General features: G+C 70.7%; 15 protein-coding genes and 1 pseudogene. 8 read left to right on the top strand and 8 right to left on the bottom strand.

Annotated elements, in window-relative coordinates:
- Nucleotides 1-102 precede the first annotated feature (102 nt).
- The gene (locus tag E4P42_RS13725; RefSeq protein WP_135126626.1) at nucleotides 103-591 is read left to right on the top strand and encodes an SRPBCC family protein; all 489 of its coding nucleotides are present in this window, start codon (nucleotides 103-105) and stop codon (nucleotides 589-591) included.
- Here E4P42_RS13725 and E4P42_RS13720 read toward each other — a convergent pair.
- From E4P42_RS13720 to E4P42_RS13710, 3 genes are read right to left on the bottom strand one after another with little or no spacing between them, the layout of a single operon-like run.
- Complete coding sequence (locus E4P42_RS13720; RefSeq protein ID WP_135126625.1) at nucleotides 588-998, bottom strand: nitroreductase/quinone reductase family protein; 411 nt, start codon at nucleotides 996-998, stop codon at nucleotides 588-590. The two genes, E4P42_RS13725 and E4P42_RS13720, sit on opposite strands and share 4 nt — an antisense overlap.
- Before the next feature lie 6 nt (nucleotides 999-1004).
- Complete coding sequence (locus E4P42_RS13715) at nucleotides 1005-2171, bottom strand: acyl-CoA dehydrogenase family protein (RefSeq protein ID WP_135126624.1); 1167 nt, start codon at nucleotides 2169-2171, stop codon at nucleotides 1005-1007.
- 39 nt (nucleotides 2172-2210) lie between these two features.
- Nucleotides 2211-2777 carry a TetR/AcrR family transcriptional regulator gene (locus E4P42_RS13710; RefSeq protein WP_135126623.1) on the bottom strand — a complete coding sequence of 189 codons (567 nt, stop codon included), beginning with the start codon at nucleotides 2775-2777 and terminating at the stop codon, nucleotides 2211-2213.
- Between the two features lie 299 nt (nucleotides 2778-3076).
- On the opposite strand from E4P42_RS13710, the gene E4P42_RS13705 reads away from it, so the two are divergent.
- Nucleotides 3077-4051: an esterase family protein gene (locus E4P42_RS13705; protein ID WP_135126622.1), complete on the top strand. Its 975-nt coding sequence runs from the start codon at nucleotides 3077-3079 to the stop codon at nucleotides 4049-4051.
- A 22-nt stretch (nucleotides 4052-4073) separates the two neighbouring features.
- Here E4P42_RS13705 and E4P42_RS13700 read toward each other — a convergent pair whose 3' ends face one another.
- On the bottom strand, nucleotides 4074-5072 hold the full coding sequence (locus tag E4P42_RS13700; protein ID WP_135126621.1) for an acryloyl-CoA reductase: 999 nt from the start codon (nucleotides 5070-5072) through the stop codon (nucleotides 4074-4076).
- Nucleotides 5073-5159: 87 nt separating this feature from the next.
- Between E4P42_RS13700 and E4P42_RS13695 the strand changes: the two genes are divergently transcribed.
- The 4 genes from E4P42_RS13695 (at nucleotide 5160) to E4P42_RS13680 (ending at nucleotide 8966) form a co-directional block, all read left to right on the top strand.
- Complete coding sequence (locus tag E4P42_RS13695; RefSeq protein ID WP_245234012.1) at nucleotides 5160-5702, top strand: hypothetical protein; 543 nt, start codon at nucleotides 5160-5162, stop codon at nucleotides 5700-5702.
- 156 nt (nucleotides 5703-5858) lie between these two features.
- The gene (locus E4P42_RS13690; protein WP_135126619.1) at nucleotides 5859-7304 is read left to right on the top strand and encodes a PepSY domain-containing protein; all 1446 of its coding nucleotides are present in this window, start codon (nucleotides 5859-5861) and stop codon (nucleotides 7302-7304) included.
- The gene (locus E4P42_RS13685) at nucleotides 7301-7783 is read left to right on the top strand and encodes a copper chaperone PCu(A)C (RefSeq protein ID WP_135126618.1); all 483 of its coding nucleotides are present in this window, start codon (nucleotides 7301-7303) and stop codon (nucleotides 7781-7783) included. The genes E4P42_RS13690 and E4P42_RS13685 overlap by 4 nt, the downstream gene beginning before the upstream one ends.
- Nucleotides 7776-8966 carry a Dyp-type peroxidase gene (locus tag E4P42_RS13680; RefSeq protein WP_135126617.1) on the top strand — a complete coding sequence of 397 codons (1191 nt, stop codon included), beginning with the start codon at nucleotides 7776-7778 and terminating at the stop codon, nucleotides 8964-8966. Before E4P42_RS13685 ends, E4P42_RS13680 begins: the two co-directional genes overlap by 8 nt.
- Nucleotides 8967-8970: 4 nt before the next feature.
- Here E4P42_RS13680 and E4P42_RS13675 read toward each other — a convergent pair whose 3' ends face one another.
- Together E4P42_RS13675 and E4P42_RS13670 are read right to left on the bottom strand one after the other, a co-directional pair.
- Nucleotides 8971-10185: an acyl-CoA dehydrogenase family protein gene (locus E4P42_RS13675; RefSeq protein WP_135126616.1), complete on the bottom strand. Its 1215-nt coding sequence runs from the start codon at nucleotides 10183-10185 to the stop codon at nucleotides 8971-8973.
- A 26-nt stretch (nucleotides 10186-10211) separates the two neighbouring features.
- On the bottom strand, nucleotides 10212-11612 hold the full coding sequence (locus E4P42_RS13670; protein ID WP_135126615.1) for an acyl-CoA dehydrogenase family protein: 1401 nt from the start codon (nucleotides 11610-11612) through the stop codon (nucleotides 10212-10214).
- 116 nt (nucleotides 11613-11728) lie between these two features.
- Between E4P42_RS13670 and E4P42_RS13665 the strand changes: the two genes are divergently transcribed.
- Nucleotides 11729-12304, top strand: a complete 576-nt coding sequence (locus E4P42_RS13665) for an SDR family oxidoreductase (protein ID WP_135126614.1) — start codon at nucleotides 11729-11731, stop codon at nucleotides 12302-12304.
- Here E4P42_RS13665 and hisN read toward each other — a convergent pair.
- Nucleotides 12301-13098: a histidinol-phosphatase gene (hisN, locus tag E4P42_RS13660; RefSeq protein WP_135126613.1), complete on the bottom strand. Its 798-nt coding sequence runs from the start codon at nucleotides 13096-13098 to the stop codon at nucleotides 12301-12303. The genes E4P42_RS13665 and hisN overlap by 4 nt on opposite strands.
- A gap of 24 nt (nucleotides 13099-13122) precedes the next feature.
- On the opposite strand from hisN, the gene E4P42_RS13655 reads away from it, so the two are divergent.
- A complete protein-coding gene (locus tag E4P42_RS13655; protein WP_135126612.1) occupies nucleotides 13123-13527 on the top strand; it encodes a hypothetical protein in 405 nt (134 codons plus the stop codon).
- On the opposite strand, the pseudogene E4P42_RS13650 reads toward E4P42_RS13655, so the two are convergent.
- Nucleotides 13524-13803 (bottom strand): annotated as a pseudogene (locus E4P42_RS13650) (HNH endonuclease); the annotation flags it as partial. The gene E4P42_RS13655 and the pseudogene E4P42_RS13650 overlap by 4 nt on opposite strands.

Genomic DNA, 13803 nt, shown 5'->3' with positions numbered 1-13803 from the left:
ACGTTACTTTTATCTATGTGCGGGCACAACCCCCGGCGATGAGTTCTCGCGCTGCGCCCGGTCGGATCTGGTGACAGCAGATCAGATGTGGAGGCAACGCCGATGACGAACGACGTGATGACGGCGACCATGACGGTCGACGCCCCGGCCGCGGCGGTCTTCGCCGTGCTCGCCGACCCCGCGACCCACCAGGCGATCGACGGAACAGGGTGGGTGCGGGAGTCGCTCGACGGCGCCCGGCTGGAACGGTCCGGACAGACGTTCCGGATGGCGATGTACCACTCCAACCCCGCGTATCCCGAGAAGGACTACGAGGTGGAGAACAAGGTGGTGGCCCTCGACCCGCCGCGCACCATCGCGTGGCAGCCGGGGCAGCGGACCGCCGAGGGTGAACTGGAACTCGGCGGATGGACGTGGCGGTACGACCTCGTCGCGGACGGGCCGTCGCAGACCGTGGTCACGCTGACCTACGACTGGTCGGCGGTGCCGCCGTTCCTGCGTGAGCAGATCGCGTTCCCGCCGTTCGGTCGGGAGCACCTGGAGAACTCACTGGCGCATCTGGCCGACCTGGCGGAACGGGCTTCCGCCTAGTCGTCCCGGTCGTCGTCCCGGTCGTCGTCCAGGTCGACCCGGACGGTGAGCAGGTCGGTGCCGAATGTGCGGACACCGACACTGTTGAACCGGGGTAGCTCGCGCAGGCGGGCGTGTGCGTCGTCGTCGGGTAGCAGGTGGGCGGTGCCGCTGCGCCAGCGTCCGCGGAGCCGGACCCGCACCCGCGGGTTCGCCGTGATGTTGCGGATGTACTGGGAGCGTTCGCCGAATTCGGAGACGAACCAGAACTGGGTGCCGATCAGACTGCCGCCCAACGGAGTTCGGCGAGGCTGTCCCGACGTCCGGCCGGTGGTCTCCAGCAGGGTCTGGAACGGCAGCCGGCGCATCAGGGGATTGGCGATGCGCCTCTGGAAAGTGCGGGTCACGGTGTCGCGCAGGCCGGCCATGCCTCATCACACCATGGCGAACGGCGGGATCTGCATCCCGATGGCCAACGCGCCGGCCAGTTCCCGGCTGGTGTCGTAGTCGAAGATGACGTGGCCGGACAGCACGTCGACGTCGCGTTTGATGCGTTGCAGCGGGTTGTCGACGAAGTGGGCACTGGCGCCGGACGCGGCGAGCAGCATGCCGATCACCGAGCGGGCTTCGTACACGATGTGCGCGGCGGCCATCCGCGCGTCGCCGCGGACGGCGCGCGGCACCGCATCACCGGCGCGCACGAGCTCCTCGATCCGGCCGACGGTGTCGTCGAGCAGCCCGTGCAGCGCGCGCAGCCGCACGCGGGCCTCGCCGAGGTGCGCCTGGGCGATCGGCTTGTCCTTCTGAGTCACGCCCTCGTAGGCGAGGACCCGCTCGCCGAGTCGTTCGGCGTACAGGTCGGCGGCCCGTTCGGCGCTGCCCAGTGCCGGCATCGCGGCCAACAGCGCCAGCGCGGGCACCATCGGCCAGCGGTAGGTCGCCGCATCGTGCAGTCCGGCCCCGGGTGCGGTGCCCGCATAGATGTCGGTGACCCGTACCAGCCGGTGGCCCGGCACGAACGTCTTTTCGATGACCACGTCGTTGGAGCCGGTGGCGCGCATCCCGACGGTGTGCCACACGTCCACGACCGTGACGTCGCCGATCGGCAGCAGGGCGAGCGCGGGAAAGAGGTCGTCGTCGGGTCCGCACAGGGCGCCGACCATGATCCAGTTGCCGTGCATCACCCCGGTGGCCCATGACCAGCGGCCGCTGAGCCGGACGCCGTCACCGTCGGGACGGCCGCGCCCGGTCGGCGCCAGCGGCGCCGGCGCCAGGAAGGGCCGGTGTGCGAAGGCCTCGGTCTGCGCCTGCTCGCCGAACAGCGCGAGCATCCAGTTGTGCAGCGCGTAGAAGCCGATGGTCCACGCGCTCGACGCGCAGCCGTGTGCCATCTCCCGCACCGGCCGCAGCAGCTGCGGGAACGGCGCCTGTTCGCCGCCGAAGCGCGCCGGGACCAGCAATTCGGTGAACCTCGAGGCGGCCACTTCGTCGACCGTCGCCTGGGGGAGCCGCCGCAAGGCCTCGGCCTCCTGCGCTCGGGCGGCGAGGCGGTCGACGAACCCCGGGCCGAGCCGGGCGCCGGCGACGTCGGTTGCGGTCATGGCGTCGACGTTAACATACCTTTTAGTATGGAACGCAGGTCAGCGGCGCAGCATGAGGTCGAGGAAGCGTTCGCGGCGATCGGCCTGCCGGTCACCCGTCGCGGGCCCGGACAGATGGATGAGTCCCACGCCGGCGGCGAACAGAGCGTTGGCTCGCAGGTCGGCGTCCTCGTCGTCGAAGCCGTCGTCGATCAGCGCCCGGCGGACGGCGCCGACCAGGGCGCGGTCGGCGGCCCGCATCCGGGCGGCGACCTCCTCGTCGGCGCGGGCCCACTCGCGCATTGCGCGCTCCATGGTCCAGTGATGCGCGCTGACCAGTTCGGTCATCATGTGCGACAGGCGTTCCCGCGGCGGGAGGCCGGCCATCGCGGCGAGGCGTTCGTGATCGGCGTCGCGCATCCGCCCCCATGCGGTCACCAGCGCCGCGCGGTAGCCCGGCATATCGTCGAAGTGCCAGTAGAAGCTGCCCTTGGTGACGCCCAGACGTCGGCAGAGCCGGTCGATCTTCAACGCGGCGAGTCCCTCTTCGGCAACGATCGCGTATCCCTGTTGTATCCAGTCGTCGACGGACAGGCGGTGACCGCCGGTCGAGCGCGGGCTCGGCATGGCCACCGACAGTAGCCGTTTGCGCTGGTGACAAGACTTTCGTCCGCATCGCGTCGCGCGCCGCGCCACCTCAGCTTTTGCTCGGCACCGTCACTGCCAGCGCGTTTTCGGGGTTTTCTCGTCATGACGGCCATGTTTTACTCAGTGCGCGACAACTGAATTCTCTCGGTCCGCTCGCTGCCACAGCCAGTCGAGCGGGCGCGGACAACCCAGTGCAGAAAACGCTGCGGCGCCGAAGGCGATGTGTCCGCAGGGTGTGTGCGTGTGACGCGGTAACCGGAAGATGGACGGATTGCTATATGACGATCGTTGACAAGATTCGAGGCCGTTGGGCTCGCCGGTTCACGGTGGCCGCCGTCATTGCGGCGATGCTACCCGGACTGATCGGGATGACCGGGGGGTCGGCACTCGCGGGGGCATTCTCGCGGCCGGGTCTACCCGTCGAGTACCTGATGGTTCCGTCGCCGGCAATGGGGCGTGACATCAAGGTCCAGTTCCAAAGCGGCGGCCCCGGATCTCCGGCGGTGTACATGCTCGACGGTCTTCGCGCCCGCGACGACTTCAACGGCTGGGACATCGAGACCCAGGCCTTCGAGTGGTACCTCGACTCGGGCCTGTCGGTGGTCATGCCGGTCGGCGGTCAGTCGAGCTTCTACACCGACTGGTACGCCCCCGCGTGCGGTAAGGCCGGCTGCCAGACCTACAAGTGGGAGACGTTCCTGACCTCTGAGCTGCCGAACTGGCTGGCGGCCAACCGGAACGTCAAGCCGACGGGCAGCGCCGCGGTGGGTCTGTCGATGGCGGGTTCGGCCTCGCTGGTCCTGTCGATCTACCACCCGCAGCAGTTCATCTACGCCGCCTCGCTGTCGGGCTTCCTGAACCTGTCCGAGGGCTGGTGGCCGTTCCTGGTCGGCCTGGCGATGGGTGACGCCGGTGGCTACAAGCCCGAACCGATGTGGGGTCCCGGCGGCAGCGAGGCCTGGCTGCGCAACGACCCGATGGTCAACATCGACAAGATCGTCGCCAACGGCACCCGCATCTGGGTGTACTGCGGCAACGGCAAGCCGGGTGAGCTCGGTGGCGCCGGCCTGCCCCAGGAGTTCCTGGAGAGCCTGACCCTGCGCACCAACATCACGTTCCAGGAGCGCTACATCGCCGCGGGCGGCACCAACGGGGTGTTCAACTTCCCGGCCGGCGGTACGCACACCTGGCAGTACTGGGGTCAGCAGCTGCAGCAGATGAAGCCCGATCTGCAGCGGGTGCTGCTGGGCTGAGCCCGCGGCGCGGGGCCGGCGGTCAGAAGCCGCCGGCCACGCGCACGACGGCCCGGCCCGAGTACCTGCCCGCCCGCACCTCGTCGATCACTCCCGCGACGTCCTTGACGTCGACGTCATGGGAGATGTCGGCGAGGTGTCGTGGTTTCAGGGTCCCACCCAGTTCCGCCCACAAGTCGCGGCGTGCGCCGATGGGCAGCTGCACCGAGTCGATGCCCAGCAGGGCCACCCCGCGCAGGATGAACGGCATCACGGTCGTCGACAGAGCGGGACCGCCGGTCAGTCCGCTGGCCGCGACGGCGCCGCCGTAGGCCAGCGTGCTCAGCACATCGGCCAGGGTGGCGCCACCGACGCAGTCGACCGCGGCCGCCCACCGGGTCTTGCCGAGCGGCCGGGGTTTGGCGTCCGGGTCTTCCGGCAGCCGCCCGATCACCTCGGCCGCGCCGAGCTCGCGCAGCAGGTCGGCCTGCTCGGCCTTTCCGCTCGACGCGACGACCCGGTAGCCGAGGCCGGACAGCAGGTCCACGCTGACCGACCCGACCCCGCCGCTCGCGCCGGTGACCACGACGTCCCCGTGGTCGGGCCGGATACCGCGCGCCATCAACGCCTGCACGCTCATCGCGGCGGTGAACCCGGCCGTCCCGATCGCCGCGCCCTCCCACGGGCTGAGCGCACCGAGCGCCACCACCTGGTCGGCGGGCAGCCGCGCGAATTCCGCGTAGCCTCCGTGCTTTCCGGTGCCGATGTCGTACCCGTGGGCCACCACGAGATCGCCGACGGCGAAGTCACCGGACTCCGACGCCACCACCTCACCGGTCAGATCGATGCCGGGGACGATCGGATAGTCGCGCACCACACCACCCTTCGGGGTGACCGCCAGCGCGTCCTTGAAGTTCACGCTGGAGTAGTGCACCCGGATCGTGACCTCGCCGGGCGGCAGCGCCGACTCCTCGAACGTCTCGACCGCCGTGTCGATGCGATCGTCGGTCTGCCGGGCCACCAGCGCGCGAAATGCCTCCATGCCCGCTCACGCTAGTCACCGCGTCCTCGCGGCCGCGGCGCAACGCCTACTAGGTTCTGTAGTACTGGCGGCGGTATGGTCCAAGACGTGAGCACGGCGGCCTCCCGAGCCGGCGCCCTATGCGGCGTCCTCGTCGGCGCGTGCTCGGGACTGCTGGCGGTAGGGGCGCACGCGGCCGCCGGAGGCGGGGTGCCGACCGGCCCCACGCTGGTGCTCGTCGCACTCGCCTGCGCCACGGTCGGTGCGGTCGCCGGCGTCGATGCCGCCGTCCACGGGACCGGCCGCACGGCCAGCCTGGTGGCGGCCGTGGGTGGTGGCCAGCTGCTCGGCCACGTGCTGCTCGGCCTGTCCGGCGGCCATCACGGCGGCCATGGTCTGGTGCCGTCGGCGCCGATGCTGATCGCCCACGCGCTGGCCGCCCTGGGACTGGGTCTGTTGATCGGCCTGGCCGGTCACCTGTACGTGGTGTGCGCGTCGCTGCTGTGCTGGCTGTCGCTGACGCTGGTGCACCGCGGCCGTCCCCCGGGGCCGCCGGTCCGGACCGCGGTTTCGCTTGTCGTGCAATCGGTCCGGTTGTGCTCGGGGTTGGGGATGCGGGCGCCTCCGCAGGCGGTGGCGATCGGCGGCTGAGGCCGCCCGTGGCGCGGCGCGCGGACCGGATGACCCGGTCGCGGCTGCGCTGAATTCACCCACGTCTGCGCCTCCGCGGCGCCGCCGCCGGCGTTCTGTTGTGCCGGCACCCTCACGCACCCCCGCGTGCGCCCCTTCGGCCCGAAAGCCATCAGCATGACCACGACACCTGACGGTGTGCTCGATCCCGACGCGCAACCGTCCGTCCCGTCCGCTCCGTTTACTTCCTCCCGACGCCCCCGTGCGCTCACTGCGCTGCTGCGGCGGCTGCACTTCTACGCCGGCATCTTCGTCGGCCCCTTCCTGATCGTCGCCACCGTCAGCGGCGGTCTCTACGCGATCGCCCCCACGCTCGAACAGGTCGTCTACCGCGACTACCTTCACGCCGACACCACCGGCGACCCGCGGCCGGTCACCGAGCAGATCCGCGCCGCCCAGCAGGTCCGCCCCGACCTCACCGTCGCGGCGGTCCGCCCGGCGGCCGAACCGGGGGCGACCACCCAGGTTCTGTTCGCCGATCCCACGCTGGGCGAGTCCGAGCGCCGCGCCGTCTTCGTCGACCCGGTCACCGCGGCGCCGCAGGGCGATCTGGTGATGTACGGCAGCAGCGGCGCACTGCCCGTCCGCACCTGGATCAGCCAGCTGCACCGCCACCTGCACCTCGGGGAACCGGGGCGCCTCTACAGCGAGCTGGCGGCCTCCTGGTTGTGGCTGATCGCGCTGGCCGGGCTGTGCCTGTGGATCGCCCGGCGCCGGCGCACCGCGGCGGCCCGCCTGTTCACGGTCGACCGCACGACGCGGGGCCGGGCCCGGACGCTGAACTGGCACGGCGCCGTGGGACTGTGGCTCGTCGGCGGCCTGCTGTTCCTCTCGGCGACCGGGCTGACCTGGTCCCGGTTCGCGGGGGAGAACATCACCGACCTGCGCGCGGCGCTGGCATGGACCACGCCGACCGTCTCGACGGCGCTGACCGGCGGGGCGGCGGCCGGCGCGACCGACCACGGTGACCACGGCGCCACCGCGCACGGCGCCGAGGGTCACCGCGGGGCGCCGCGCGTCGACGACGTCGACCGCGTGCTCGACGCCGCGCGCGCCGCCGGCGTCGGTGGCCATGTCGAGGTGACCGTTCCCGCCGACCCGGCCACCGCGTTCACCGTCGCCCAAACGCGCCAGCCGTGGGTGATGTCGAACAACACGGTCGCCGTCGACGGGGCCACCGGGCGAATCACCGACCTCTCGTGGTTCGCCGACTGGCCGCTGGCCGCCAAACTGGCCGCCTGGGGCATCCAGTTGCACATGGGATTGCTGTTCGGCGTGGCCAATCAGCTGGCGCTGGTGGCGCTGGCGGTCGCGCTCGGCACCGTCATCGTGCGCGGCTACCTGATGTGGTGGCGGCGCCGACCCACCCGGGGTGCGAGCCCGGTCGGCCGCGCGCCCGCCCGCGGCGCGCTCCGCGACCTGTCACCGGTCACCGCGGTCACGCTGGTGGCGGCGATCGCGGTGATCGGCTGGTGCGTGCCGCTGCTGGGCGTGAGCCTGGCCGCGTTCGTCGTCGTCGACGCCGTGGTCGGGGCCGCCCGCCGAAAGGGAGGCGCCGCATGAACCGCATGCTGTCCGTCCTGCTCGCCGCCGTCCTGCTGGCCGGGTGTTCGCCGGGCAGCGGCCAACCGGCCACTCAGGCCGACGCCGTGCAGGTCCGCGACGCCTGGGTGAAGGCGGCCGATGAGGGAATGACCGCGGCGTTCGCGCAACTCACCAACGACAGCGCCGAGGAGGTGCGGATCGCCTCGGCGAGCACACCCGCCGCCGCGCGGGTGGAGTTGCACGAAGTGGTGCCCGACGGCGGCGGCGCGATGCAGATGCGGCAGAAGCAGGGCGGATTCGTCATCCCGGCGCATGCCGACATCGGTTTGACCCCGGGCGCCGACCATCTGATGCTGATGGAGCTGACGGCACCGCTGCAGCCGGGCACGGATGTGGAGATCATCGCCACGTTCGACGACGGGTCGACGCTGCCGATCACCGCTCAGGTCCGCGACTTCCCCGGCGCCGACGAGCATTATGGCGACGCCCATGGGTGAGCGGTTCAACCGGCGCGCGCTCCTCGGGGCGGGCGCCGTCGCCGCGGGTGTCGCGGGGGTGGGCCTGACCGCCACCGCCGGCGCCCGGAGTGCCGGCACCGAGGCGCGCCCGGTCACCGAGCCGTTCCACGGGGTGCACCAGGCCGGAGTCGCCACGCCGCCGCAGGCGTACGCGACATTGATCGCGCTGGATCTGCGGCGGGAACACACCGACCGGGCCTCGGTGCAGTCGATCATGCGGCTGTGGAGTGAGGACGCCGCGCGGCTGACGCAAGGTGTTGCGGCGCTGGCTGATACGGAGCCGGAACTGGCCGCCGACCCGGCGCGGCTGACGGTCACCGTCGGATTCGGCCGGGAGGTGTTCGACGCGGTCGGGATGGCGGCGGCGCGGCCGCCGCAGCTGCGGCCGCTCCCGCCGTTTGCGGTCGACCGGCTCGAATCCCGCTGGAGCGGCGGGCATCTGCTGCTGCAGGTGTGCGCCGACAATCTGCTGACGATCAGCCACGCGTGCCGGGTGCTCACCAAGAACGTCCGCACGCTGACCATGGTCCGCTGGGTGCAGCGCGGCTACCGAAATCCGGCGCACTCAACGGCGCCCGGTGCGTCGATGCGCAACCTCATGGGGCAGGTCGACGGCACGGTGAACCTCGACACCGCTGCGGCACTCGACGCCCACGTGTGGGACCACGGCCAGGCACAGCCGTGGTTCGCCGGCGGCACCACGCTGGTGGTGCGGCGAATCCGGGCCGAGATGGACACCTGGGAGGAAGTCGACCGGACGTCCAAGGAACTATTCGTCGGGCGCCGGCTCGACACCGGCGCCCCACTCACCGGCACGCGGGAGTCCGACGAACCGGACTTCAGCGCCGCGGTCGGCGGGATCCCGGTGATCCCGCCCAATTCGCATATCGCGCTGGCCCGGCACCGGTCCGAGGACGAGCAGTTCCTGCGCCGGCCGTACAACTACGACGACACCCCGCCGACCGGGGAGATCTCCGACAGCGGTCTGCTGTTCCTGGCCTACCAGCGCGACCCCGCGCGCCAGTTCGTGCCGGTCCAGCAGCGCCTTTCGGACGCCGATGCGCTCAACGAGTGGATCACCCCGGTGGGATCGGCGGTGTTCGCGATCCTGCCCGGCGTGCCGGAGGGCGGGTACCTCGGCCAGTCGTTGTTCGAGGGGTGAGTCGTTACTTGAGCTGGGCCGAGGTCAGCCCCAGCAGGCGGCGGGCCACCACGAGCTGCTGGATCTGCTGGGTGCCCTCGAAGATGTCGAGGATCTTGCTGTCGCGGGCCCACTTCTCCAGCAGGGTCTCCTCGGAATAGCCGGTGGTGCCGGCCATTTCGACGACCTTCAAGGTGATGTCACTGCCGACGCGGGCCGCCTTCGCCTTGGCCATCGACGCTTCCTTCGAGTTGGGAATCGCGTTGTCGGCCTGCCAGGCCGAACGCACCGTGAGCAGGTAACCGGACTCCCAGTCGGCTTCCATGCGCAGGAATTCCGCGGCCGCGGCGCTCTGCGCGTGGGCGGGCTTGTCGTAGGAGATCTCCACCCCGGCGTCGGTGAGGATCTTGCGGAGCTCCTCGAGCGCGGCGCGGCCGATGCCGACCGCCATCCCGGCCACCACGGGGCGGGTGTTGTCGAAGGTCTCCATGACCCCGGCGAACCCCTTCTCGACGTGGATCTCCGGGTCGCCGAGCAGGTTGTCCTTCGGGATGCGGACGTTGTCGAAGCGGATCGCCGCGGTGTCGGAGGCCTTGATGCCGAGTTTGTCCTCGAGGCGCTCGACGGTCACGCCGGGATGGTCGCGCGGCACGATGAAAGACTTGATCGCGGCGCGGCCCAGCGTCTTGTCCAGCGTCGCCCACACCACGATGTGGGTGGCGCGCGAACCGGCGGTGACGTAGATCTTCTCGCCGTTGATGACGTACTCGTCGCCGTCGAGCTTGGCCGTCGTCGACACCGCCGCGGAGTCCGAACCGAAGCCGGGCTCGGTGATCGCCATCGCCGCCCAGACGCCCTTGCCGAGCCGCTCGAGCTGTTCGTCGGTCGCGACGCCGGAGATCGCGGCGTTGCCGAGGCCCTGTCGGGGCACCGACAGCATCAGGCCGACGTCGCCCCAGCTGATCTCGGTCACGTTGAGCACGGCGGACATGTTGCCGCCGTTGATGTTTCCCTTGGGGCCGTCATCGGAGTCGCGGAAGGCCTCCGCCCCGGCGAACGAGATGGTGTTGGCCTCCGAGATGCCCTCGAAGAGGGTGGCCAACGTGTCCAGCTCGACGGGGTAATCATGTTCGCGCAGATCGTATTTCCGCGAGATCGGCCGCAGCATCTCCGCGGCGCCCTGATGCGCCTTCTCGATGACCGCGTGCAGTTTCTTGGGGAGTTCCAGATTGATGGCCATGACGGGTTCCGTTCTCCTCGAGTCTGTTAAAGGACCACGACGCCCTCGGCGACGCCGATGGCGCGCAGGTCGCGATACCAACGCTCGACGGGGTGTTCCTTGGTGTAGCCGTGGCCGCCGAGCAGCTGGACGCCGTCGAGGCCGATCTGCATGCCCTTGTCACTGCCGAGCCGCTTGGCCAGGGCGGCCTCCCGCGCGAACGGCAGGCCCTGTTCGGCGCGGGACGCGCCGCGCCAGGCGACCAGTCGCAGACCGTCGAGTTCGATCGCGATGTTGGCGCACATGAACGCCACCGCCTGGCGGTGGGCGATCGGTTCCCCGAACGCCTCACGCTCTTTGACGTAGGGCACCACGTAGTCCAGGACGGCGTGGCAGGTGCCGACCGCCAGGGCGGCCCAGCCCAGGCGGGACAGTGCGATGGCCTCCGAGTAGTCCCGGTCGGTGGCCCCGTCCTCGCCGAGCCGGTTGTGCAGCGGCACGGCGACGTTGGCCAGTTCCACCCGGCCCAGGGCCGCAGCGCGCACCCCCATGCTCGGGTCGGGCGTCACGCTGACGCCCTCGGTGGACGCCTCGACGATGAACAACGCCGGCTTGCCGTCCAACTGGGCGGCGACGATGAACAGTTCGGCGTGGGCGGCGGCGGGCACCAGGGACTTCACCCCGGTGAGGCGGTAGCCGCCGGGCGTGCGGACCGCGGTGGTCCGCAGCGCGGTGGGGTCGAACAGCGGGTGCGGCTCGGCGATCGCCAGGCACGCCTGCGGCACGTTCTCGCCGGCGAACTCCCGCAGGTAGGTGGCCTGCTGATCGGCGCTGCCCCAGTGCGTCAGGGCCGACGCCACACCGCCGGGCGCGAGGATCGGCAGGGCCAGACCCATGTCGCCGTAGGCCAGCGCCTCGCTCACCAGCGCATTGGTGATCGTGGATCGGTGTTCGGCGATGCCGTCGAAATCCTCGGGGATGTTGATGGCGGTGATGCCCAGTTCCGCGGCCTTGGCGATGAGGTCGGCGGGGTAGGCGGCGGCCTCGTCGGCATCCCGGGCGGCCGGGCGCAGCACCTCCTCGGCGAACTCCTTGACCGTCTCGACGATCATCTTCTGGTCGTCGTCGGGGGTCAGGTCGAAGTAGCCGGCGCCCTTGTCGGCGGAGCTGAGGCGGGTGGGCGGCTTGCCGAGGCCCTGGATGCGCTTGAACTGACGGGTCGAGGCGCCCGCGGCCGAGAAGACCTGCTTGACGCCGTACTTCAGGCCGCGGTTGAGCGGGTCGCGCAGGTTGTAGCGGTCGAGGAATTCCTGACCCACCAGCGGAGTGATCAGCGCCAGGCCGATGTCGGTGGCGGTCCGCTTGTGCCGCTGCAGGCCCACCGCGCTTTCATGCCCGGTGCGCGGGGGACGGGAGGAGCCGTTCTTGGCCGGCAGGGTGTTCGTCATTGCAGCTGCCTCACTTGGTCGGGGTGATGGCTTCGACCGTATCTTACTCCGGAGTAAGGTAGATGGCGCCTGTTAGGTAGTTCACACCCGCGAGCCGGTCGCGCGACAATGCGCCGATGGGTAGGTCACCCGCATCGCTGGACCGGCTCCGCGGTGGCTGGGCGCTGGTGAGCGGCTCGGCGCGGGCCGAAGGGCTCGGCTTCGCGTTCGCGCGCGACCTGGCCGGGCGGGGATTCAACGTGGTGCTCACCGATGTTCTCGACGCCGAGCTGCGGGACCGGGCGGCCGAGTTGCGCGAGCGCTTCGGCGTCGAAGTGCGCACCGCGGCTTGCGATCTGGGGCAGCCTGCCCCGTACCTGGCCCTCGAGGAGGCGGTCCGCGGGATCGCCGTCGACGTGCTGGTGTGCAACCACATGTACACCCCGACCGACACGCCGCCGATCCTCGACATGCCCCTCGACACCCACAGCCGCATGGTCGACATCAACGCCCGCGGCTACACCAACCTGATCCACCGTTTCGGCACCGCGATGCGCGAACGCGGTCGCGGCGCGATCGTCATCGTCTCGTCGGGCGCCGGGCTGACATTGAACCGGACGTTCCTGCTCGCCCAGACCCGGCTGGTGTCGCGGCGCCGGGCCGTGCTGTCGATCGGCCGGTTCATGGCGCGCGGTCTGGGAAAGCCCAGCTAATCGGACAGCCGGGCCAGCACGGCGTCCTGCAGCAATCCGTTGGAGGCCACCACGCTGCCGCCATGTGGGCCCGGGGCGCCGTCGAGATTGGTGAAGGTGCCGCCGGCTTCGCGCACGAGGATGTCGAGGGCCGCCAGATCCCACAGCGACACCTCGGGCTCGGCGGCGACGTCCACTGCGCCCTCGGCGAGCAGGCAGTAGGACAGGAAGTCCCCGAAGCCGCGCACCCGCCACACGCTGTCGGTCAGGTCGATGAATCGGTCGCGGATGCCGCGCTTCGCCCACCCGGACAGGCTCGAGAACGACAGGCTCGCCGATTCCAGGTCGCCCACCGACGACACCGACACGCGCCGCGCCGGCTCGCCCGACATGGCGGCGAACGCGCCCTGGCCCGCGCCGGCCCACCAGCGACGGCGCAGCGCCGGCGCGCTCACCACACCGACCACCGGGACTCCGTCCTGCAGCAGCGAGATCAACGTCGCCCAGATCGGGACGCCGCGCACAAAGTTCTTGGTGCCGTCGATCGGGTCGATCACCCACTGCCGGCCGGTGAACGTCGCACTCCCGCCGAATTCCTCGCCGAGGATCGGGTCGTCCGGCCGCTCCCGCGAAAGTGCCTCGCGCAACTCGGTTTCCGCCGAGCGGTCGGCGTCGGAGACCGGGGTGAGGTCCGGTTTCGTGTCCACCCGCAGATCCAGTGCGCCGAAGCGGTCGGCGGTCACGCCATCCGCGAGATCGGCCAGCCGCAACGCCAGCGCGAGATCGTCAGCCACATCGAACGAAGCGGTGCCCATGACTGCAAGTCCTACCATGGCCGTGTGTGGGAATTCGGCGTGCTCCTGTTGCTCATCGGTGCCATCGCGTTGTTGGCCGCGCCCTGGATCATGCGCAGCCGCGGTGTCCGCGGCGAGGTCGCGCAGGGCACGCTGCTGGTCACCGGGGTGAGCCCGCGCCCGACCGACGTGACGGGGGAGCAGTTCGTGACGATCAGCGGCGTGATCAACGGCCCGACCGTCAACGAGCACGTCGTCTACCAACGCATGGCGGTCGACGTCGACAATTGGCCGACGATGGGCGCCCTGTTCCCGGTGGTCTACTCCCCGAAGAACCCGGACAACTGGAACTTCGCGCCACCGGAGCAGCCGCCTATGCCGGACCGGCCGCCGATGCCGCCGCCCCCTCCGCCGCCGTACCAACCGCCGACTCCGCCCTCGTCGAACTAGGCGGCCTGCGCCTCTGGTGGCGCGGTGTCATCGGCGGGTTCGATCGCTGCGCGGGGTAGGGGTGGGGCGGTGGAGGTGTAGGTGGCTCCGGTGGGGGTGGTGATGGTGGCGCGGTGGGTGCCGTCGGCGTCCTGGTCGGTGGTGACCTCCCAGCCGTCGGCTTCTTTGGCGTAGTTGCAGGCTTCGCAGGTGCCGAGGCCGTTGCGGGCGCTGGTGGGGCCGCCGCGCTGATGCGGGTCGGCGTGATCGTGGTGGCGGATCGGGGCGTCGCAGTAG

It is taken from the genome of Mycobacterium sp. PS03-16 (assembly GCF_004570325.1).
GTDB lineage: Bacteria > Actinomycetota > Actinomycetes > Mycobacteriales > Mycobacteriaceae > Mycobacterium.
Note: the sequence above shows the minus strand (reverse complement) of the source record. Positions and strands in the feature narration are given on the sequence as shown.